A 20,767-nucleotide genomic window follows, 5' to 3' on the forward strand; every position below is an offset into this window, starting at 1 on the left:
TCGTTCTTATTCCTATAATTCTGAAAGATCTCGAGCTTTGCCCTTACGAGTCACCAACTGTAGCTCTGATTTTACAGTTTCTGGTCGTGCAATCTTGTCACAAATCCGAAGCGCCATATTTTCTCGAACTTTACCGACTTTACAACGGAAAGTAGGTAAATCTTCAACTCGCATTAAAACATGCTCAGGCAGTTCAACTGGGATAATATCTCCCGCCTCAAAATTCATAATGTCTTTCAAGCTGACTTCTTGTTCAACGATGGTGGTATCAAAACCAACATCTACATCCATAATTTCATCTTTAAGTGCTTGTGACCAACGCATATCAGTATCTTGCTTGTCACTTTGAACACCCGCATCAAGCAATTCACGGATCGGTTCGATCATTGAATACGGCATGGTAATGTGAAAATCCCCGCCGCCGCCATCCACTTCAATGTGGAATGAATTCACTACAACCACTTCTGTTGGGCTAACGATGTTCGCCATCGCAGGGTTGACTTCGGCATCCAGATATTCAAACTCAACATCCATGACCGGTGCCCATGCATCTTTGTAATCTTCAAAGATAATTTTCAATAATAATTGAACAATACGTCGCTCAGTCGGCGTAAATTCACGCCCTTCAATTTTTGCGTGGAATCGTCCATCGCCACCAAAGAAATTATCGACCAAAATGAAAACTAGTCGCGCTTCCATGGTAATCAGCCCTGTTCCTTTCAATGGGCTGAAGCGAACCATATTCAAACTTGTTGGCACGAACAACGTATGCACATACTCACCAAACTTGAGCATTTGTACGCCGTTAATTGACACCTCTGCGGCTCGGCGCATCATGTTGAACATACTGATGCGCAAATGCCTTGCAAAGCGCTCATTAACAATCTCGAGCGTTGGCATTCGTCCGCGAACGATACGATCTTGTGATGAGAAGTCATATGAGGCTGCCACACCGGAGCCATCACTTACCTCTTCCTCTTCTACGTCATCGACACCATGAAGTAGCGCATCAATCTCGTCTTGGCTTAATAAATCACTCACAAGTTAGCCTTCATCATTGGGTTTGCACTTGAAGAAGCGCAAACTATTGCATCACAAAACCAGTAAACAGCACTTTCTCAACCACCTTACGTCCGGTAATTGGCTGCAGTGTATTTTGGACATTTAACAACGCTTGCTGACGCATTTCGTCTTTACCTGCTTGGGTACTCAACTTCTGAATTTCTGCACCACTAAAGGTTGTTAATAACGCATCTTCAATCAAAGGGATGTGTTTCATCGTCGTCGTGTTGTCATCTGAGCCACGCACCATTAGTTGAACTTTGATTTCAACCAGTCGAGCTCGTTTAGGTCCGGGTAAGTTAAATAAGAATGGTCGCGGCAAAGCAACATAAAATGCTTCTTCAACTGAAACCTTTTTTTCAACTTGTTCCGCTGACTCAGCGACGGGTTCTTCACCACCAGCTAGGAAAAACCAAGCGGCACCGCCACCTGCCAGCAATAGAACGACGACAATCCCGATAATAATAAAGAGCTTTTTCTTACTCTTTGGCGCACCGGTTTCTTCTAGTTCCAGAGATTCTTCTTCAGCCATTTTTGTATCCCATCAACGCATGCAACACTTTCATTTAGTTATAGGGCTATAGATTACCTACTTAAGCGTAATAATCTATACCCGTTTCGTAACTTGTTGCTTGATTTGTGCTTAATACCAGTTCTTCTGCTGATATTTCCAACTGCTCTTCTGCAGAATAGCCTATTTGAGTCTCTTCTTCATGACGACTTTGACCATGATTTTGTTCTTGAGAAACTTGCCCATCAGCTAACTCCATGCCGTGCTGTTGCAACATTTCTCTTAAACGTGGCATCGCTTGCTCAAGAACATCCCTTGTTTGCGCTTGAGAAGCTTGGAATTGAACTTGTGTTTGATCGCCCTGCACTTGGATTTTCACAACCATGCTGCCAAGTTCGGCAGGATCAAGACGGATCTCAGCATGCTGCACACCGCGATTAACTAGTCCCAACAATTGCTTTTGCATGACCGGGGCAAACCGTTGAATGACTTGAGCCATCGACAAGCTTGCTTCACTAGGTTGCCTTAAAGAAACTTGAATTTGCTGCACATCTTGCCTGACTTGAGCAGAACTTTGCAGACTATGACCGACAGACTGCAAGCGGTTATCAAGTTCCAATTCAAACGCTTTATCAACGCCTGACACCTCAAGCCCTAGACCTTTTGCGGAATGAGCCAATTGCATTGCCTCTTGCGAAGCCGCAAGCAAGCTTTTCGCATCTGTCTGAATCTTAGGTATCAAATCAGCCTTCTTGCCAATCTCCAGCTGTGCTTTAGCCAATTCTAAATTTTCTATATTCTTTTGCGGCTCTTTGCCTAAGACTTCAGCAGCAGAAATAATCGTGCCATTAGGCGGCGCGGTCAGTGAACGTTCTGATCCTTTCAAAGCTGCTGACAAAGCATTTTCAATCGGTTGCGACGATTTTATTGCATCTTCCGCACTTCCTTTCAACATAAGATTTAGTTGCTTCGAAATCTCTGATTGAACAGGTTCCGCTGCTAGATTTTGCTTTGCTTGTTCAGGTTTCATGGCTGAATTAACTTGCATTTGAGCTTGATGGACAAGCTCACTTGTCTTACCCGCAGTTGACATGCTTACGGTATCTGCGTCACTGAGCAACGTCGGGGATTTGAAATCAGCTTGAGCGTTGTTGGGCTCGGCCTTGCTAAACTGTGGTGGAACTTCAACCTTTGCAGGTTCAAATTTCACAGTCACCTTTGATTCTAAATTTGTAGATTCTGTTGGCTTAACAATTTTATCAACCGCGAGTGTTTGCGGCTCGACTTGAATTTGTGCTCGAGCACTACTGTGATCTTTCTTATCAGTTTGAGTGACATGTTTGCTTTCAGCTAACTCAACATTTAGTTCAGTGAATTTCAATGAAGAGCCAGATTTGCTCTCTGTGACTTCTTTGCTAACAACAGGCTTGTTCTCAGCAGCGTCTTCACTGATAACAGCTTTACCCTCATGACTCGCTTTATCAACAATCTGAGTATTTTCTGCTCCAGTTGTTTTCGTTGAAGAATCAATGTTTAACTTACTTTTTTCTTGCTGTGTCGCGAACTGATTGGCTGCAGAATTTACGGTTGACCCTTTTTGCCTAGATTCATTTTCTAACGCAAAGTACCTGTCTTTATTGTAACGAGACTGCTCGACAAGCTCAGGCTCATCTTGTGTACCATTCACAAATCGCTCAGTAAAAATGTGCTTAGACTCTTGAGTGCCTGCATTCGTGTTCGTAGATTGGTTAGCCCGCTGCATATCAAGTTTTTGTGAATCAACTATCTTGCTTTCAGATTTACTGACGTCTTTTGCGACATCCACGCCTGCCACAATGCTTGATGCTTTATCTGTTATTGAAACATCGCCTTTCAATGGAGTCACGGCCTCAAATTGCTCAATACTGTCTTCAATCGGTAAAATGTACTTTGTGGGCTTTCCAGGGTGTTGCTCAACATTTCCCGGCTGCAGCGGAGTGGTTTCTTTTTCTTTGCTTGGCTTCAACGCTGGAGTCACAGGCTCAGAAACGAGAAGTGATTGCGATTTTAAATCGGCAATAGTTACTTTCTTTGCACCTTTATCTTCAAGCGGCAAGTCCTCACCCGAATCAGCGGCAGATTTCTGACTTTTGTCGATTTGCTCTGACATCGCGATTTGCTCAAACACCATTTTAGCACTACTTTGCTGTGCTTGTTGCTGCGAAGTTTTTGGAGTTTCATTGGTGTGCGATTCAACATCAGCGGCGACTGAAGATGTTGCCAGTGTTGAAGAATAGTTTTGCTTAGCCTTCGAAAACTCCGCAGAAAAAACCTCAGAATCAGACACTTGCAAATCAGCGCTTGATTTGCTTAAGTTCGTTTCTGTGGTTATACCCATCAGCGTATTAGTTAACTGCGACATGAACTTCTCCAGAATTCTTTTCCATTCATAACCGAACACCCCATCTTGTAAACAATCGGCTTATGTGAACGCTTGCATGGTTGCCCGGTGCAACACTCGAAGATAATGCAAACTTAGAGCCAACTTTTAACATATGGAACTCCCGACACTTAACAGAGTTCTTCGCCGATAACAAAAGGCGTCAAAAAAGTCGATGGTTCAAGGGGTTCCCAGTAAAGCAAACAAAATACACCTCAAATATTTGGGGAGCTTTTATCTTATTGAGCGCTTTCTGAAAAATTGTTGAGAGGCAAATTCATCAAACATTTTCTGCTCGGCTTTTTGAGCCTTCACCGCTTTTTTCTCGGCTTTATGTTCTAACAACAACTCTACCGCTTTACGTTTTTTCTGCTTTTCAAGCCAATGAGTTTGACGATGCTGCCGCTGATTATCAGCTTCCGCACATGCTTTGATCTGCTGCGCGATTGCATCATCAATTTGTTGCACAAAACGATGAAATTGATGATAAGCACTCGCACTAATATTTTGTCCCTGTTGCATGGACATCTGCTTCATGTAGTCCAAACGATAATTTTGCAGGGCTTGTTGTTGGGCATCTCGTTTTTGGCACTCCATCTGCGCTGCCCGCAACTGCATCCCGGCTTGCTCTTCAGCATCAGTCGCCAATTTGAGTACAGTTAAGAGCGGATCAGGTCTCGCCATTATTCACCTCACGCGTTGCATTGAGCCGCAAGCTGCATCAACATTAGCTCACCATCAGCAAATGCGATCGATTCAGACATCGACTGTCTTAAAAACGCATTCATTGCAGGCTGAAGACGTATTGCATTGTCAATTCGAGGGTCACTGCCTTGAGAGTAAGCACCAATAGAAATTAAGTCTCTATTTTGTTGATAAAGCGCATAGGTTTGCTTTACTTTGCGCATAGCTTCAAGATGCTCATCTGAAATCACCATGGGGGCAACTCGACTAATGGAACCTTCAACATCAATGGCCGGGTAGTGACCTGAGTCAGCTAATTCACGAGACAATACGATATGACCATCTAGAATCGCTCGAGACGCATCAGCAATGGGGTCTTGCAAATCATCACCTTCAGTTAATACCGTATAAAATGCAGTGATTGAACCTTGGCCTGGCCCACCATTACCAGCCCTTTCCACTAATTTAGGTAGCTTTGCAAAAACTGAAGGCGGATATCCTTTAGTTGCTGGCGGCTCACCAACGGCCAGCGCAATCTCACGCTGCGCTTGGGCATATCGAGTCAGACTATCCATCAATAAAAGGACGTTGTAACCTAAATCTCGAAAATACTCTGCGATTCGAGTTGATGTTTCGCAGGCACGTAAACGCATTAACGGCGATGTATCTGCTGGAGCAGCAATCACAACAGAGCGAGCTCGGCCTTGTTCGCCTAAAATTTCTTCAATAAACTCTTTAACTTCTCGACCACGCTCACCCACTAAGCCAACAACAATAATGTCTGCCGTGGTCCCACGCGTCATCATTCCAAGTAAAACACTTTTACCGACACCAGAGCCTGCAAATAAGCCCATGCGCTGACCTTTGCCAACTGTTAGCATCGTATTAATTGCACGAACTCCCACATCTAATGGCTCCGATATCGCGCGACGTGCTAATGGATTAATTGTTTGTCCGTGCCGAGGTGCATGCTGTTCGGTATGTAAGGCGCCTAAACCGTCGAGGGGCTGGCCGTTGCCGTCCAACACTCGCCCTAATAAAGACAAACCTACATTTAGTCCGGTTTGCTCTCCCAGTGGCGTAACTTTAGCTCCAGGAAGCACCCCACGAAGCTCTTCAATTGGCATTAGGTATAAGAGTTCATCATCAAAACCTATCACTTCGGCTACCAGCTCACCCGCAATCGTTTCAATCGAACATAAACTGCCGACCGGCGCTCGGCAGCCGCTTGCTTCTAATGTTAAACCTACGACACGAACCAATTGGCCACTCGCTACAGCTCGAAAAGACGGTAAGCTGCCAGCTCGCTGTTTGAGTTTAGTCAGTAGTTGGTGTTGGCGATTCTGCATCTTGGTCACCTTGATGACGAGCGGGTTCTGGATCGACAGTCGGCTCTAGGCTCACTTGAACGGAGGGCTCAGCACGCTGATCAATGATGGCTTGTTCAGTCTCGGATGGCCCGACTTGTGGATTTTGTATATCGGACTTTGATGCTGCAGAAGGCTGTGACTGTTCAAGCGCCTTTTCTTGCTGCTGGATTTGGCTTTCTAATTGAGATTGTTGCTGTGCAACTTGCTCAAAAATACTGCGCATTCTTGTTTCTAAAGTCACGTCAACGCGTGATCTCTGACTATCAACAATACAGTCCCCTTGTGACAAACTTGGATCCAGCTCTATCTTCCATAGGTTACGTTGTAATTGCTCTTCACTATATAGTTCCTCAACGAGTTGCGCGTCCTGAGGATGCAGCCGAATAGTCACTTGCTGCTCTTTGATAGGAAGAGAGTCAACTCCCTGACGAAGCGCTGCTAAAATATGCTCCGGACTCGTTTTAAGTTCATGTCCAATCACGGCACGACTTAATCCTGACACCAAGTTCAGCAGCTCCAACTCAATTTGACTATCGAGTATGGCAAGGGGTTGCTGAAACTGTTCGATGAGTTGGCTGAGTTGTTCCAACTGAGTTTGAGCCTCGGCAATGCCTTGCTCATAGCCTTGCTGCTGCCCTTGCTCTAGCCCTTGAAGGTGACCTTGCTCTAGCCCTTCCAAGCGCCCTTTTTCGAGACCGTTTTGATAACCTTCTTGCTGACCTTGTTCAAAGCCTTCGGCTTCTGCTTGCGCTCGAATATCTTCTATTTGCGCCATTGTTGGTGGCAAAACAGATTCTTGTTCTTGCTTTTCCACCTCTGGGTGATTGGCTTTTTTCCCAAAAAGATTCGCTGGAGATTCAATGGCGTCCTGAGTCACATCAGGCAATTGCCAATGTGCGAAACTAACATCGGCTTCAAATGCTTCGGTTGAGTGCTCTTGTTGGGGGGCTTTTGTGCTCATAATTATAAGAACTCGTCTCCACCGCCACCACTTAACATAATTTCTCCACTATCACTTAAGCGACGAGCAATAGACAGGATCTCTTTTTGTGCGACTTCAACTTCACTAATTCGGATTGGCCCCATTGCTTCTAGGTCATCAGCTAATAACTCTGCGGCACGTTTAGACATATTGCCCAGAATCTTATCCTTCAATGCATCATCTGCACCTTTAAGCGCCTTCATCAATACTTCTTGCTGGATTTCTCGAAGTAGCGCTTGGATGCCGCGATCATCAACGTCAATTAAGTTTTCAAATACAAACATCATATCTTGAATTTGCTGCGCCATCTCTTCATCCGATTCGCGCATGGTCTCCATCAACTGCCCTTCAACACCAGTATCTAGGTAGTTCATGATATTTGCTGCCGCCTTCATACCGCCCATCTTCGCAGCCTGTGCGCCACCTTGACCAGCAAACTGTTTCTCCATGATATCGTTCAACTCTTGTAGAGCTGCAGGTTGCACCTCTTCTAAGTTGGCGATTCGCATCATCAAGTCAAGCCGCGTATTTTCAGGGAACTGCCCAAAAATTTCAGCAGCTTGATCCGGTTCCAAATAAGACAATACAATGGTTTGGATTTGAGGATGTTCGTTTTGAATAATCGTTGCCACTTGGCGGGCATCCATCCATTTCAATGACTCCAAACCTTTGGCGCCACTTCCCATAATAATCTGTTCAATTAAATTACCGGCTTTATCTTCACCAAGTGCAGCGGTTAACGCTTTACGGACGAACTCTTCACTATTAAAACCAATCGATGAATATTTCTGAATATCATCAAGAAACAGCTTATGTACACCGATCACTTTCTCCTGGCCAAAATCTTCAAGAGACGCCATCGACATCCCCACTTTTTGAACCTGTTTAGGCTCTAAGTGTTTTAAGATGGATGCAGCATCGGCTTCGCTCAAACTTAAGAGCAAGATCGCTGTCTTTTCAATGCCGGTTAATGAGTCAACATCAAAGTTTGCTGAACCAGCTTTGTTCTCGCCATTATTGTCCGTCATCTTCTTCTACCAACCAACTTTTAATAACCTGTGTGGATAATTCCGGCTCATTGGCAACGAGAGCACGAATCGCCTTAATCATATCATCGTCTTTATGTAAGTCTGGGATTGTAATCGAGCCATCGTCAGCATAACTATACTCAGCCTCAGGACGATTTAACATGCCCAGCGTATCAGCCGCATACTGGTCTTCAATTTCAGCAAGCTCTTGCCCAAGTTTAGGTTCTTCTGGCATATCGATTTTTTCAGGTGAAACTAAACGTTTCAACATAGGTCGCACGACTGTCAGAATAAGAACCAGAACAATGATTGCGCCAACGGCTAGCTTGATGGCACGCCAGAACCAAGGCTGCTCCCATATTGGTGGTTCAGGGACAGCTTCTACCAGCTGATCCATAAACGGTACAGTAACAACCTCAAGCATATCACCGCGCTGGGTATTAAATCCGACCGCTCCTTCTAGCAAGCGACGAATATTCGACAACTCTTGCTCTGTCCGTGGTACTCGATTGACTTGCCCCTCTTCAGTCGCTGCAGCGGTTTTAAAATCAATCGCAACGGAGACACTCACTCGACGAACAACGCCAATTTGCTGACGGGTATGACTAATCGTGGTATCGAGTTCGAAATTACGCGTCGCCTCTTTGTGGCTATTGCCTGAAACGTTTGCTTCGCTTCCTTGGCCCGTTGCGTTTTGTGGAATGTTAGATTCAGCAGGCGGCTGATTTGACAATGCACCAGGTACACCACCATTGGTATTTCCCACGGAATTGTTTTCAACAGTCATTTCACTTCGAAGCGCTGGAATATCTGGGTTGAAGCGTTTTGCGGTTTGCTCTACCGCAGTAAAGTCCATACTCACATCAACCTGAGATGTAAAATTCTCAGGCCCAAGAATAGGCATGAGAATAGAGTCAATTTTAGTGCGATATTCGGCTTCTTTTTGCTGCACAAGCTCTAGCTCTCGACGCGCTCTGGCGGATACACCGTCTTGACTACCTGAATTCAACAAGCGTCCATTTGAATCCGTCACAGTCACTCTTGATGGCTCTAACCCATGAACAGCTGAAGCAACAATATCAACAATTGAATCGACTTCTTCTTGCCCTAAACCACCACGACGAGCATTTATAACAACGGTAGCGCTAGGTTTCGATTTATTACGTGCAAAGACATTTTCTTTTGGTAGTGCCAAAATCACTTTGGCTCGACTAATACTTTTAAACTCTTCAATCGCACGCGCTAAGTTCAGTTCTTGGCTTTGTTTAAGTCGCGCAAGCTCCATGCGTTGACTCACACCAAACTCACTACCTTTACTCAAATAGTCTTGATTCGTTGATGCGCTATCAAGGCCTGCACGGCTCAGCATCATTTTGACATCTTGATATTTGTCTTCAGGCACTTTGAGTACATCGACATCAATTTGATAAGATATTTTGTTCTTATCTAAAACATCAAGTACCTGAACCATTTCTTGGGTATCCATCTTACCCAAGGGTCTAAACTCAGGCTCTTGAGCCCAAAGCATGATGAACACAGCCAAAGCAAGGCAGATCGCCAAAGCAAGAATCATCGTCACTTGACGAAGCATATCTGCGCTGCCTAAGCTGCCAACGACACCGGATTTAGTCTCTTGACCCAGTCCACTATCGACTGTTGAAGGATCAGACCCTACCACCATATCTGTACTCACGTGATCACCTATTTTTCAGAAAACTTCATTAAACTGGCATGCTCATAATTTGCTTATAAGCATCAACCAGCTTATTACGCACTTGCACGGTTGCTTCGAATGCGACACCGGCTTTTTCTCGTGCAATCACCGTATCAGACAGTGTCACTGTCGAATCGCCCATTTCTAAGCGCGTGGCTAAATTAGCCGATGTACTCTGTAATTCGCTGACATTGCCTACAGCTTGGGCAAGTAACTGTCCAAAATCACTCCCCGTAGTGTTGTTGACTTGTTGGGTAATTCGAGGCTGGATTGCACCAGGAGTCACTTCACTTTTAAGTGACTGCATTTCTTGAAGTAAAGAATTAGCGCCGATTTGCATACCAAGGCTCCTGTCGCCGAATAATTGACGAAAACTGTATCGATACTTTGATTCTGCAATTAGTTTGCCAAGATGTTAGCAAATAGAAGAATCGTCACCGAAGTGACGATTATTGGCTCAATCTGATGTCATTTTAAGCACGCGACAATTAAAGCTGTGCCAAGGAGGGAGTTATGCAGGGATTTGTACACCCATATCACGCATTTTGGCCATTTTATATCTGAGTGTTCTCGCACTAATACCAAGTTTTTCAGCAACAAGTTTTCGACTCCCTTGGCATTGCGCCAAAGTTTCCAAAATAATCACATGTTCTTGTGCTTTCAATTCATTACCAAGCCCTTCTGGCTCGTTAACTTTAGATTGCGGCGCTGATTCTGGGCTTGCAGCCATCGCAGCTTCCTCATTATCAATAATGATATCCGTCGCCACAATTTCTTGGCCATTCGCTAAAATCAATGCACGTTGAACGACATTATCTAATTCTCGGACATTGCCAGGCCAACGATGAGTTAACAATCGACGTATGGCACTATCATCAAGCTCTGGAATTTCAGAAATATTAGATAATTTGGCATGCCGCTGAATTAAATGTTTTGCTAGAGGAATAATATCTGCTGGCCGTTGATTTAAAGCAGGCCAACTTAATGGAAATACATTAATTCGATAGTAAAGATCTTCTCTGAACTTCCCATCTGCAACCACTGCTTTTAAATCTCGGTTAGACGTTGCCAAAACTCTGACATCTAGCTTAATGGTTTTACGACCACCTAAGCGTTCCACTTCGCGTTCTTGCAATACCCGCAATAGTTTCGCTTGTAACGCTAGGTCCATCTCAGAGATTTCATCAAGCAAAATCGTCCCACCTTGCGCTTGTTCAAACTTACCAGGGCAAGCTTGATAGGCTCCAGTAAATGCACCTTTTTCATAGCCAAATAAGGTTGCCTCAAGCATATTTTCTGGTATTGCTGCGCAATTAATTGCCACAAAGGGTTCTTCCACTCTAGCGCTATTTTGATGAATATAGCGTGCTAGAACTTCTTTGCCAGAGCCACTCGGCCCCAAAATCATGACAGAAGCATCTGAGCTAGCGACCCGCTCTGCAAGTGATAACAAAGCTAAACTCTTGTCATCTGCAACTACGGGGGAATCAATATCTGCAGTCTTAGTTAAGTAACGTGAAACCTGATTGAGGAGCACTTCTGGCGCAAATGGTTTTGCCAAATAGTCGACGGCACCCAACTTAATGGCACTCACCGCACTGCCAATCGTTGCAAACGCAGTCATCAATAGCACGGGTATTTTGGGATGATGTTGTTGTAAGTAATTCAACAGCCCCATGCCACCAATACCCTCCATTTGCACATCACTAATCACCATATCAAAGTGATTTGCTTTGAGCGCCACAATTGCATCTTCTGCTGACGCAACATCAACACATTCATATTGTGCCAGTAGCAGTGTGTCCAATAACGCTTCACGTAAAGCATGGTCATCCTCAACGAGTAGTAATTTGGCTTCAGACATACTGCGCCTCCTTATTGACCTTGCTACCTTCTACATAATGAGCTGGAAAAGTTAGGGATATTTTGCAACCCACATCTTTAATGCAGCTTAATTTAATTTGACCACCATGGTTATGAACCACAGATTGCACAACTGCAAGCCCTAAACCAGTACCTTGTGGCTTAGTGGTATAAAATGGCTCTAGTACTTTCGCTTGTAGCTCTGGCTCAAGTCCCTTGCCATTATCAACAACATCAATGCAAACTTGCGATTGTTCCTCAAAGCAATGCAGCGTCACTTGATCTGCACCAGCCTCGAAGCTATTCACAACAAGATTGTTAATCGCAGAACTAAGCGCCCCACTGTTTGCCATTATTGGAGATGAACTTTGATTAATACACCTTAATTTACTTTGGTGACGCTCAGCTAACGGCTCGCAGTTCGCCATCACTGAAGAGAAGATTTCTTCTACGGCGGTGGGCTCACCCAGCGCTTCATGACGACCTTTAGCCATCAACAACATGTCATTAACTTGACCTTCAAGCTCATTCAACCGGTCCACTAGCTTGGTTTGAAACTTGTTTTTCGCTGCATCTGAAAGCTTGGAGCTCCCTAAGTTAGACGCGTATAACAATGCCGCTGAAAGTGGTGTTCTAACTTGGTGAGCGAGAGTTGCAACCATTTTCCCTAGCGCAGACAAGCGTTGTAAATGTGACAGGTTTTTTTGCAATAGGCGCGTTTCGGTTAAATCTGTTAATACGATTAACTGCCCAGGCTCAGGGCTCAGCGGCGTAATTGCAATTTTTACTCGACGCCCATTTCGAAGCGAGACTTCATGACCATCATCATCTTTAGGCGAAAACGAGCGATTGATGACATCAAGCCAACGCATGCCTTGCAAAGGCCGCCCGAGAAGCTCCCTTGCGACAGGGTTTGCTTCGGTTACAAAGCCATCACCATTGAGAATAATAATCCCAGAAGGCATTGCCTGAAGAATATGCTCCATTCGATTCGACATATTCGCCGCCTCTCGCGCAGGTAAATCGACCTTGCTGCGGGTCGTATATGTTTCAATAGATACTGGATTGGCAGACATGCTCACTCCGTCAAAAAATATGCTCTACAGCTGTCACTGCAGTTTCCGTGCCAAAGCCCAAACCAGACAAACGCAAAGCGTTTACCTATCCTTTTACCGAGCCATTATTAACGAAATTAGGTTATCTTGAACTGTTGAGAAATTGTACTAATTTATTGAGAGATATCAAAAAGCCCAAGTTAATAACTTGGGCTCGGTCAAAAAAACAACAAGGATTTAGCAAAAATTAATCTTTACTCATGCCGTATTTTCGCATCTTTTCGACTAATGTCGTTCTCCGGATACCAAGCATTTCTGCTGCACGCGCAACCACACTATCTTGCTGCTCGAGGGCCTGACGGATCATGTCGACTTCAAGCTCTGCCAGTAAATCTTTCAGATTCACGCCTTCTGGTGGCAATTCTGACGGGAACTTAGACTCGGGTAATTCAATCTGTTCTTCGTCACTAAAAATAGCTGCCAATGCATCTCTTTCTAGTTGCTCCTCACTGACCTCAACGCAATACTCCGGCACATCGATATGACGATACTTAATGGGTAAGTCATTTACATCTACTAAACCACCAGGATACAAAATCGTTAAGCGCTCGACTAAATTAGATAGCTCTCGAACATTGCCCGACCAACTATGCTCTTTTAATGATTCTATGGCACGTTTTGTGAAGCGAACTTTTCCTCGGCCTTCATTGTAAACACGGCTAACAAGTTCTTGTAGTAATAGTGGGATATCATCTTTGCGTTGCTGTAAAGATGGCATTTCAATTGGGAAGACATTCAAGCGGTAATATAGATCTTCTCTGAACTCGCCGGCGGAGATCATTGTCTCTAAGTCACGATGTGTTGCGGTCACAACTCGAACATTCGTCGTCAGTGTCTTGGTGCCGCCCACACGTTCAAATACTTTTTCTTGTAACACCCGTAGCAATTTAACTTGCATTTGCAATGGCATATCACCGATTTCATCGAGAAATAAGGTGCCATTTTCTGCTAATTCAAATCGCCCTTTTCGGCTACTAATCGCACCGGTAAAAGATCCTTTCTCATGACCAAACAGTTCACTTTCCAGCAACTCAGCGGGTATCGCACCGCAGTTAACTGGAATAAATGGACCATCACGACGATCAGAGAGATAGTGAATATTGCGAGCCACAACTTCTTTACCTGTGCCAGATTGGCCTAGCACCATCACAGTAGCATCTGAATTGGCCACTTGGCTGATGAGGTGACGAACATTGGCAATGCCTTCACTTCTGCCAACCATACTTCTAAACAGCTTGGTTTGATTTGCGCTAGTCGGTGCTTGAGGCTTCTTCGCTTGCCCAAATACTTGGCAAAAGTGCAAAAGCTCTGTGAGCTGAGGGTAATTGAGTGGTTGTTCGATAGTCCCTAAAAGGTTTGTTTCATCAAAGAGATCAAGTTCACCGAGCAATAGGAAAGGTTGCCATGCACTGGCGCGGCAAAATGATTGAAACTCGCTTAAGGGTGCACTGCCAGCAACTAATACGACTGCACGATAACGCGCATGCATTAATTTTTCGGTCAATTGTTCAGGTAAAACTAACTCGACACTTTCGCCCAGAAACTCAAAAATGCACGATAAGCTCTTCACTCGCTCAGGCTGGTTTTCAACTAATAAAATTCGTTGGTCTGTCTGCATCATTCAATAAGCCATAAAGCGCTAAAATTTGTTGATTTGCATTAAATTCATCATCATATGCATCACTACATCATAGCAAACTACACGGAATAATTTGTTCCAAATCTGGTTTAAGATGAATATTGTAACATCAGCCGAGGATAAGCAAGTATATGATGGCGAATATGCCCGACAGACTTGATTTTAGTTCATTTTTAAAGCGAAAACCCTAACCAAGATGAGAAGAAACGATTAAAGTTTCACTAGAATCAGAATAAGACGCTGTTACCGATGTAAAGACACTAGGCGCAATATTAGCGCCTTAGCGTATACAGATTTTAAGCGTTTTCTAGACCTTCAGCTGAGGTCAACTGGTGATGCTCAGCAGGTATCGCATCCCAACCCTCTTTAATCGTTCTCAATAAACCAGACACTTCATCAAGTGCTTCGGCATCATTGTTTAAATTAGCTTCAGACAACCTACGAAGCATAAAATCATATAATGCATTTAAGTTTGAAGATATTTCCGCGCCAGCATCCATATCTAAGCTACCGTTTAATCCCGCAACAATACCAATCGCTTTACCGATTGCCTCGCCCTTCTGGGCATAGTCTTTTTGTTGTATTGAGTATTTGGCTTCAGCAATGCGACGTAAGGCACCTTCAAACATCATCTGAACTAAGCGATGCGGTGATGCCACCGCAATCTCACTCTCAAGTGAGACTTTTCGATATGATTGTAGTGACCCTCTCATAACTACCTTCCTATTTATTTGCATCTACGCTTTTATAAGCATTAATTTGTCGTTGGTGTTTTTTCCCTAAGTGCAAATCTGTTTGCAGTCGGGTCATCACCTTTTTAGCCTTCACTTTCAGGCTAAGTGTCATTTCTAGTTGCCTTTCTAGGTAGCTTGCATCAACAAACGTAGAGTCAGCAATTAGGGCATCAAGGGAAATTTGACGCTTACTGATAAGCTCTTGCAATTTAGAGACCAACTCTTCATCTTCTTGTGCTTGTTTCAGATCATTGATTTGTTTAAAGGCGGTCTGACAATCTAGATTAATATGATCAAGCTGCTGAACTAACTCGCGGTGCTGTTGCGATATCATAGGAAACATCCTGTGGTCGGATTGTGAGAAATGAGAAAACTAGGCGTACTACTATTTCTCTTTTCTCACTACGCCAGGCAATGAGTCAAGTCGCGCTTGTAAGTCTGCACTTTGCGAAGTGAGCTGACCGACTATCAAATCCATCTGGTTATATTGTTTATACAATCGAGCTTCTAAAGCCGACATTTTTAATGCGAAGCTTTCTCGGTCACTATTGAGGCGATCCAGTCGACCATCTAAAGCACTATCACGGCTATCAATGACGCCGCCAGTCTCAGTATATGCATCGAGGTAGCCTGTCATTTTCGCAACAAAGCCTGAGTTTTCGGCAGAAAACATGTCCTTAATATCTGACATATCATTCTTAAGGGCATCTTGAAGAATATCGTCATCAATTTCCAAAGTTCCGGAACGGGTGGTGGTCACCCCTAGTGAAGCTAGTGATAAATTTCCACTCGAGGTAGAAAAAGCTGAGGATATAACATTGCGAATCTGACTTTGAATACCACGAGGCAAGGCATCACCTTGCAGCACAGCGGCCTGTTCAGTATCAGCGTTATAGCTTGTTAACCCACCAATGGTTTCCATCATTTCATTGTAGGCACCTACGAACTCGCCAATCGCAGTCTCAACAGCGCCTGTATTCTTCGATACGGTCAACTTAGTTGTTTCAGCGACATCCGCATCTTTCAGGTTTAGTGTTACACCATCAATCGCATTTGTAATTTCATTACTACTAGAAGTTAACTTCAAACCATCCACATAAATAATCGAATCTTTTGCTTCTTGCAATTCGGTCATCGTAAAGGTGTCAGCCAACACGGTACCGGCGCCCGTATCGGTTGCTGTAACGGTAATATTATTGGCAATCCCCGTTTCATCAGAAGTTAAGACTAACTGTGCACCTGCATCACTGTTTACAATCGTTGCCGTTACGCCAATATTATCTTCGGAATCGTTAATCTTCGCGACCAAGGTTTGCAGTGTATCTTCAGTGGTAACCTCAATATCAAAGTCTTCACCATCGACAGCAAAATTCAATGTTCCCTCATCCAAAGCGGCAGTGACATCAGCGACCGCAATGGTGCCAACTTTTTGACTTTCAGCGAGTTGTTCAACAGAAATATTATAACTACCAGCCACAGCGGTATCGTCAACCGTTGCAGACAAATAGTCTCGTTGAGACAGTGAAGTTTGATTGCTTTCGAATGATTCAGCTTTCGATAAAAAATCTAAGCTGTCTTGGAAGGTAGACAATGCGCTTTTTAAACTGCCAAGTGCGGAGATTTCTGACGTAATCTCACCTTCTTTGGAGTTAAACTCGGCGACTTTAGGATCACGTTCAGAGCCGACAAGCGCCGATACGATGCCGTTAATATCTAGGCCAGAACCCAGCCCTACTGATGTTAATCCCATAGTTACCTCAACTAAACTCTTTACATCAACTTTTGCTATGCCTTAACGCCACAGTCCAATGATGTAATTCATACGCGAAGAACTCGGTTAGCGTTTTAAATACTAAGCCTCGGTCTTCATTAACAAGCCTTTGACATCCTGCAATTTTTGAGCCAACTCCAGTGCCTCATCACTTGGAATTTGGCGAATAATTTCTCCAGAGTCGATATCCATTACTTTAACCACGGCAGCTCCGGAGTCTTCATCCACGGAAAAAGCCAATCCTTTGTTCATCATAGTCACAACGTCTGATAATTGCTCAACGACTTCAGCAAGGGCTTCAGCATCCCGCTTCTCTTTCGCCGTCTCTTTTGAGCTCTCTTCAGTTTCGCTGACCGCTTTCACTAACCGCACACTCTCTTCTTCGGTCACTTTTGCACTACCGACCAAAGTAGGTTCTGCGACAGGTTTAGTTTCAGGCTTTTGATCAACACGGTTTGTTATAGATGGGTGGGGTACACCCTGCAAATTAATATCCATAACATCCTCTCTCAATTTAAACGTGCTAAGTTTCTAACAAAAGCTGATTCATCAACACTTAAAAACAACATCAATGGACTAATTTTACTCTCATCACACAAGCTAATTTTGAGCAAAAAGGAAGATTCAATCGTGAATCTTCCTTTAGAGTTTTACTAATCTTATTGATTCACTTAGCTTTTTACTTAGTATGTTAAACTAGTCTTTCACTAAGTTTAGCTAATTAAAGTAGCGATAGCGCGACCTGTGGTAGCTGGTTCGCCTGGGCTAACATAGACGAAGATGATTGCTGTAGAATTTGCTGCTTACTTAACTCAGCACTTTCTGCTGCGAAGTCAACATCTTGAATACGGCTTCTTGCATCTGCAACGTTGTTTTGTACATTGCTCAAGTTGCTAATGGTAAAGTCAAGACGGTTTTGAATCGCACCTAGGTCAGCTCGGTTACCATCAATCCCTGCAATCGCACCATCAATAATCGCAATCGCATTTTGTGCACCTGATGATGTACCAATATCAACTGTGTTCACACCGGCAAACGCACCTGTTGCCTCACCTGTAAATTCTGCAGTACCACCACCAGTTACGGTGTAAGAATCTGGAGAGCTTAGGGTTAACGCACCTGCTGCAGTAGCGACTACACCAGCGGTTGTAACGTTAGTTGCTGCTGAAACGACACCAGCTGCTGAAACGTTATTCAATGCTAGAGCACCAGTGGTGTTCGATGCTAACGAAGTAAAGTTAATATCTGCACCATTTGAACTAGTAATCGTCAAAGTACCATTATCTAAATTCGCCGTCACACCAGTTTCGCCCGAAGCATCATTAATTGCAGTCGCTAAATCTGCATTGTTCGAAATACCAGTTAAGTTCAGTGATGACGTGCTCGAACCATCATCTACATTCATGATCAATGAAGTATCAAAGGCTGCAGTTAAGTTTGCTCGAACATTGGTTTCAGCTGAAGCAGTAACACCAGTACCCGCTTGGTTAATTTTACTTGCAATTTCCGTAGCTGTATCTTCATCAGCAATAGTCACTGCTGTCGCGGCGGTACCTTGAGTGATTGTGATGTCACCTGCAGTTGTACCATTGGTACCAGCTGCTGCAGCGACTAATGCACCACCTAAAATTGAACCTGCAGCATCACTTTGGTAAGCACCAATACTAGATGCACCAATTGATTTTAACGAAACATCAATCGTTTGGTTCGCTTCAGAACCCACTTGGAAAGACTGAGTACCATATGAACCATCGAGTAGTGTTTGACCACCAAACGAAGTTGTTTCAGCAATACGAGTTAGTTCTGATTGAAGTGAGTTCACTTCTTTTTGCAGTGCCGCTCTATCTTCAGAAGAGTTTGAACCGTTTGCAGACTGGAGTGATAAGTCACGCATACGTTGCAAGATGTTTGTTGATTCTTGCATTGCACCTTCAGCGGTTTGAGCAATCGAGATACCATCATTCGCGTTACGCATCGCAACACCAAGACCATTAATCTGGCTGGTCATACGGTTAGAGATCTGTAGACCCGCAGCATCGTCTTTTGCACTGTTAATACGTAGACCAGAGGCTAAACGCTCCATTGAAGTGGCAGTATTTGATTGTGCGTTATTTAAGTTACCTTGGGCTCTCATCGAAGTAACGTTGGTATTTACTGAAATAGCCATAATTTATTCCTCTTCGCATTCCTGACTTAAATGATGCCTGTCTATCATTAAGCCAGGCGGATCTTATTGGTTACACTTAAGTTAACGGCACGAAATTTAGGAACTTTAATATTTTTATTGATTTTATAAAAATATTATATTTTTCAAAAAAATAGACTCCTATACAGGAGCCTATTCATACTAATAATTGCTATTAATTGGCTTTTAGTGCCTTCTTTTAGCCACCCAAAAGCGACAGCGCAACTTGTGGTAGCTGATTTGCTTGGGCCAGCATGGTTGAGGAAGACTGCTGTAGAATCTGCTGCTTACTTAATTCAGCACTTTCATTGGCAAAGTCAACATCCTGAATACGGCTACGAGCATCAGAAACGTTGTTCATCACGTTACTGAGGTTGTTAATCGTAAAGCTCATGCGGTTTTGAATCGCACCCAAATCGGCTCGAGACGCATCAATACTCGAAATCGCCCCATCGATAATTTCAATCGCTGCCTGTGCTCCGGATGCAGACGCAATATTGACGGTATTTACTCCAGCAAACTGTCCCGTTGTTTCACCGGTCAATTCAGCCGCAAGCGTTGACGCAGAGGTTACCGTATAGCTATCTGCCGAGCTAAGCGTAATGGCACCAACCGCAGTTGCAACTACACCAGCAGTGGTTACGTTTGTTGCAGCAGAAAGGTTACCATTGCCATCGATGTTTTGAAGTGCCAATGCACCCGTGGTGTTACTCGCAAGCGACGTAAAGTTAACATCAGCGCCGTTTGCCGCAGTAATCGTTAACTCACCATTTGAAAGGTTGGCTGAAACGCCTGTCTCACCAGAAAAGTTGTTAATTGCAGCGGCAAGGTCTGCATTGTTTCCAATACCTGTTAAGTCAATAGAAGCGGTTGCCGTGCCATCGTCAACATTCATAATCAACGATGTATCAAAGCCCGCCGTCAAATTCGCACGGATTCTTGTTTCTGCAGAAGCAGTAACACCTGTACCCGCCTGATTGATTTTTGAAACGATTTCCGTTGCAGTATCTTCATCGGCTGTCACGATATTAGTACCGCTTGTACCTTGAGTAATTGTCAACGTGTCGCCAGTCGAGCCGTTCGTCCCAGCCGGCCCCGTAGAAATAGCGCCACCAAAAATCGTACCTGCGGTATCACTTTGGTAAGCACCAATACTCGCGGCTGCAACAGACTTCAATGATACTTCAATAATCTGGTTGGCATCTGGGCCAACTTGGAATGACTGGGTTCCGTATGAACCATCTAATAGATACTGTCCACCAAAAGATGTGGTTTCAGCAATACGCGTCAATTCCGCTTGAAGTGAGTTCACTTCTTTTTGCAGTGCAGCTCTATCTTCTGCTGAGTTAGAACCGTTTGCTGATTGGAGGGATAGATCACGCATACGTTGCAAAATGTTGGTCGATTCTTGCATCGCACCCTCTGCAGTTTGCGCAATCGAAATACCGTCATTCGCATTACGAATGGCAACACCGATACCGTTGATCTGGCTGGTCATACGGTTTGAGATCTGCAGGCCTGCCGCATCATCTTTAGCGCTGTTAATTCGTAGGCCAGATGCTAGACGCTCCATAGAGGTCGCTGTCTTCATCTGTGCTTTGTTCAGGTTACCCTGAGCTTTCATTGATGTAACGTTAGTATTAACGGAAATAGCCATTGTATATTCCTCTTCTTAGTTGAACGCCAAGAC

General features: G+C 44.1%; 18 protein-coding genes. All 18 read right to left on the bottom strand.

From position 1 onward, the window contains the following. Nucleotides 1-12: 12 nt before the first annotated feature. The 18 genes from fliM to IEY18_RS00575 all read right to left on the bottom strand — a co-directional run bounded on the left by fliM (nt 13) and on the right by IEY18_RS00575 (nt 20,734). A complete protein-coding gene (fliM, locus tag IEY18_RS00490; protein WP_188916769.1) occupies nt 13-1,041 on the bottom strand; it encodes a flagellar motor switch protein FliM in 1,029 nt (342 codons plus the stop codon). A 43-nt stretch (nt 1,042-1,084) separates the two neighbouring features. Then, nucleotides 1,085-1,594, bottom strand: a complete 510-nt coding sequence (gene fliL, locus IEY18_RS00495; protein ID WP_188916771.1) for a flagellar basal body-associated protein FliL — start codon at nt 1,592-1,594, stop codon at nt 1,085-1,087. A gap of 61 nt (nt 1,595-1,655) precedes the next feature. After that, the gene (locus tag IEY18_RS00500; protein WP_188916773.1) at nt 1,656-3,974 is read right to left on the bottom strand and encodes a flagellar hook-length control protein FliK; all 2,319 of its coding nucleotides are present in this window, start codon (nt 3,972-3,974) and stop codon (nt 1,656-1,658) included. A 252-nt stretch (nt 3,975-4,226) separates the two neighbouring features. After that, nucleotides 4,227-4,676: a flagellar export protein FliJ gene (gene fliJ, locus IEY18_RS00505; RefSeq protein WP_188916776.1), complete on the bottom strand. Its 450-nt coding sequence runs from the start codon at nt 4,674-4,676 to the stop codon at nt 4,227-4,229. 8 nt (nt 4,677-4,684) lie between these two features. Beyond that, entirely contained in the window at nt 4,685-6,025 is a 1,341-nt protein-coding gene (gene fliI / locus IEY18_RS00510) for a flagellar protein export ATPase FliI (protein ID WP_188916777.1), read from the bottom strand. Beyond that, entirely contained in the window at nt 5,994-7,007 is a 1,014-nt protein-coding gene (gene fliH, locus IEY18_RS00515) for a flagellar assembly protein FliH (protein WP_188916778.1), read from the bottom strand. Before fliH ends, fliI begins: the two co-directional genes overlap by 32 nt. Nucleotides 7,008-7,009: 2 nt before the next feature. Then, nucleotides 7,010-8,056, bottom strand: a complete 1,047-nt coding sequence (fliG, locus tag IEY18_RS00520; protein ID WP_188916779.1) for a flagellar motor switch protein FliG — start codon at nt 8,054-8,056, stop codon at nt 7,010-7,012. Further along, nucleotides 8,043-9,737: a flagellar basal-body MS-ring/collar protein FliF gene (gene fliF / locus IEY18_RS00525; RefSeq protein WP_188917840.1), complete on the bottom strand. Its 1,695-nt coding sequence runs from the start codon at nt 9,735-9,737 to the stop codon at nt 8,043-8,045. Before fliF ends, fliG begins: the two co-directional genes overlap by 14 nt. 40 nt (nt 9,738-9,777) lie before the next feature. Beyond that, complete coding sequence (gene fliE / locus IEY18_RS00530; RefSeq protein WP_188916780.1) at nt 9,778-10,110, bottom strand: flagellar hook-basal body complex protein FliE; 333 nt, start codon at nt 10,108-10,110, stop codon at nt 9,778-9,780. A 171-nt stretch (nt 10,111-10,281) separates the two neighbouring features. Beyond that, the gene (locus IEY18_RS00535; protein ID WP_188916781.1) at nt 10,282-11,634 is read right to left on the bottom strand and encodes a sigma-54-dependent transcriptional regulator; all 1,353 of its coding nucleotides are present in this window, start codon (nt 11,632-11,634) and stop codon (nt 10,282-10,284) included. Continuing rightward, nucleotides 11,627-12,709 (bottom strand): sensor histidine kinase, encoded by a 1,083-nt coding sequence (locus tag IEY18_RS00540; protein ID WP_188916782.1) that lies wholly within the window; start codon nt 12,707-12,709, stop codon nt 11,627-11,629. The genes IEY18_RS00535 and IEY18_RS00540 overlap by 8 nt, the downstream gene beginning before the upstream one ends. Nucleotides 12,710-12,935: 226 nt before the next feature. Continuing rightward, nucleotides 12,936-14,369 carry a sigma-54 dependent transcriptional regulator gene (locus IEY18_RS00545; protein ID WP_188916784.1) on the bottom strand — a complete coding sequence of 478 codons (1,434 nt, stop codon included), beginning with the start codon at nt 14,367-14,369 and terminating at the stop codon, nt 12,936-12,938. A gap of 314 nt (nt 14,370-14,683) precedes the next feature. Further along, complete coding sequence (fliS, locus tag IEY18_RS00550) at nt 14,684-15,100, bottom strand: flagellar export chaperone FliS (RefSeq protein ID WP_188916785.1); 417 nt, start codon at nt 15,098-15,100, stop codon at nt 14,684-14,686. Nucleotides 15,101-15,110: 10 nt separating this feature from the next. Continuing rightward, the gene (locus IEY18_RS00555; protein WP_188916786.1) at nt 15,111-15,455 is read right to left on the bottom strand and encodes a flagella biosynthesis chaperone for FliD, FliT; all 345 of its coding nucleotides are present in this window, start codon (nt 15,453-15,455) and stop codon (nt 15,111-15,113) included. Nucleotides 15,456-15,506: 51 nt separating this feature from the next. Further along, the gene (gene fliD, locus IEY18_RS00560) at nt 15,507-16,871 is read right to left on the bottom strand and encodes a flagellar filament capping protein FliD (RefSeq protein ID WP_188916787.1); all 1,365 of its coding nucleotides are present in this window, start codon (nt 16,869-16,871) and stop codon (nt 15,507-15,509) included. Between the two features lie 102 nt (nt 16,872-16,973). After that, the gene (locus IEY18_RS00565) at nt 16,974-17,390 is read right to left on the bottom strand and encodes a flagellar protein FlaG (protein WP_188916788.1); all 417 of its coding nucleotides are present in this window, start codon (nt 17,388-17,390) and stop codon (nt 16,974-16,976) included. 223 nt (nt 17,391-17,613) lie between these two features. After that, nucleotides 17,614-19,059 (bottom strand): flagellin N-terminal helical domain-containing protein, encoded by a 1,446-nt coding sequence (locus IEY18_RS00570; protein ID WP_188916789.1) that lies wholly within the window; start codon nt 19,057-19,059, stop codon nt 17,614-17,616. Nucleotides 19,060-19,276: 217 nt separating this feature from the next. Next, nucleotides 19,277-20,734 (bottom strand): flagellin, encoded by a 1,458-nt coding sequence (locus IEY18_RS00575; protein ID WP_188916791.1) that lies wholly within the window; start codon nt 20,732-20,734, stop codon nt 19,277-19,279. Between the last annotated feature and the right edge of the window lie 33 nt (nt 20,735-20,767).

It is taken from the genome of Shewanella gelidii, from assembly GCF_014647855.1.
Taxonomy (GTDB): domain Bacteria; phylum Pseudomonadota; class Gammaproteobacteria; order Enterobacterales; family Shewanellaceae; genus Shewanella; species Shewanella gelidii.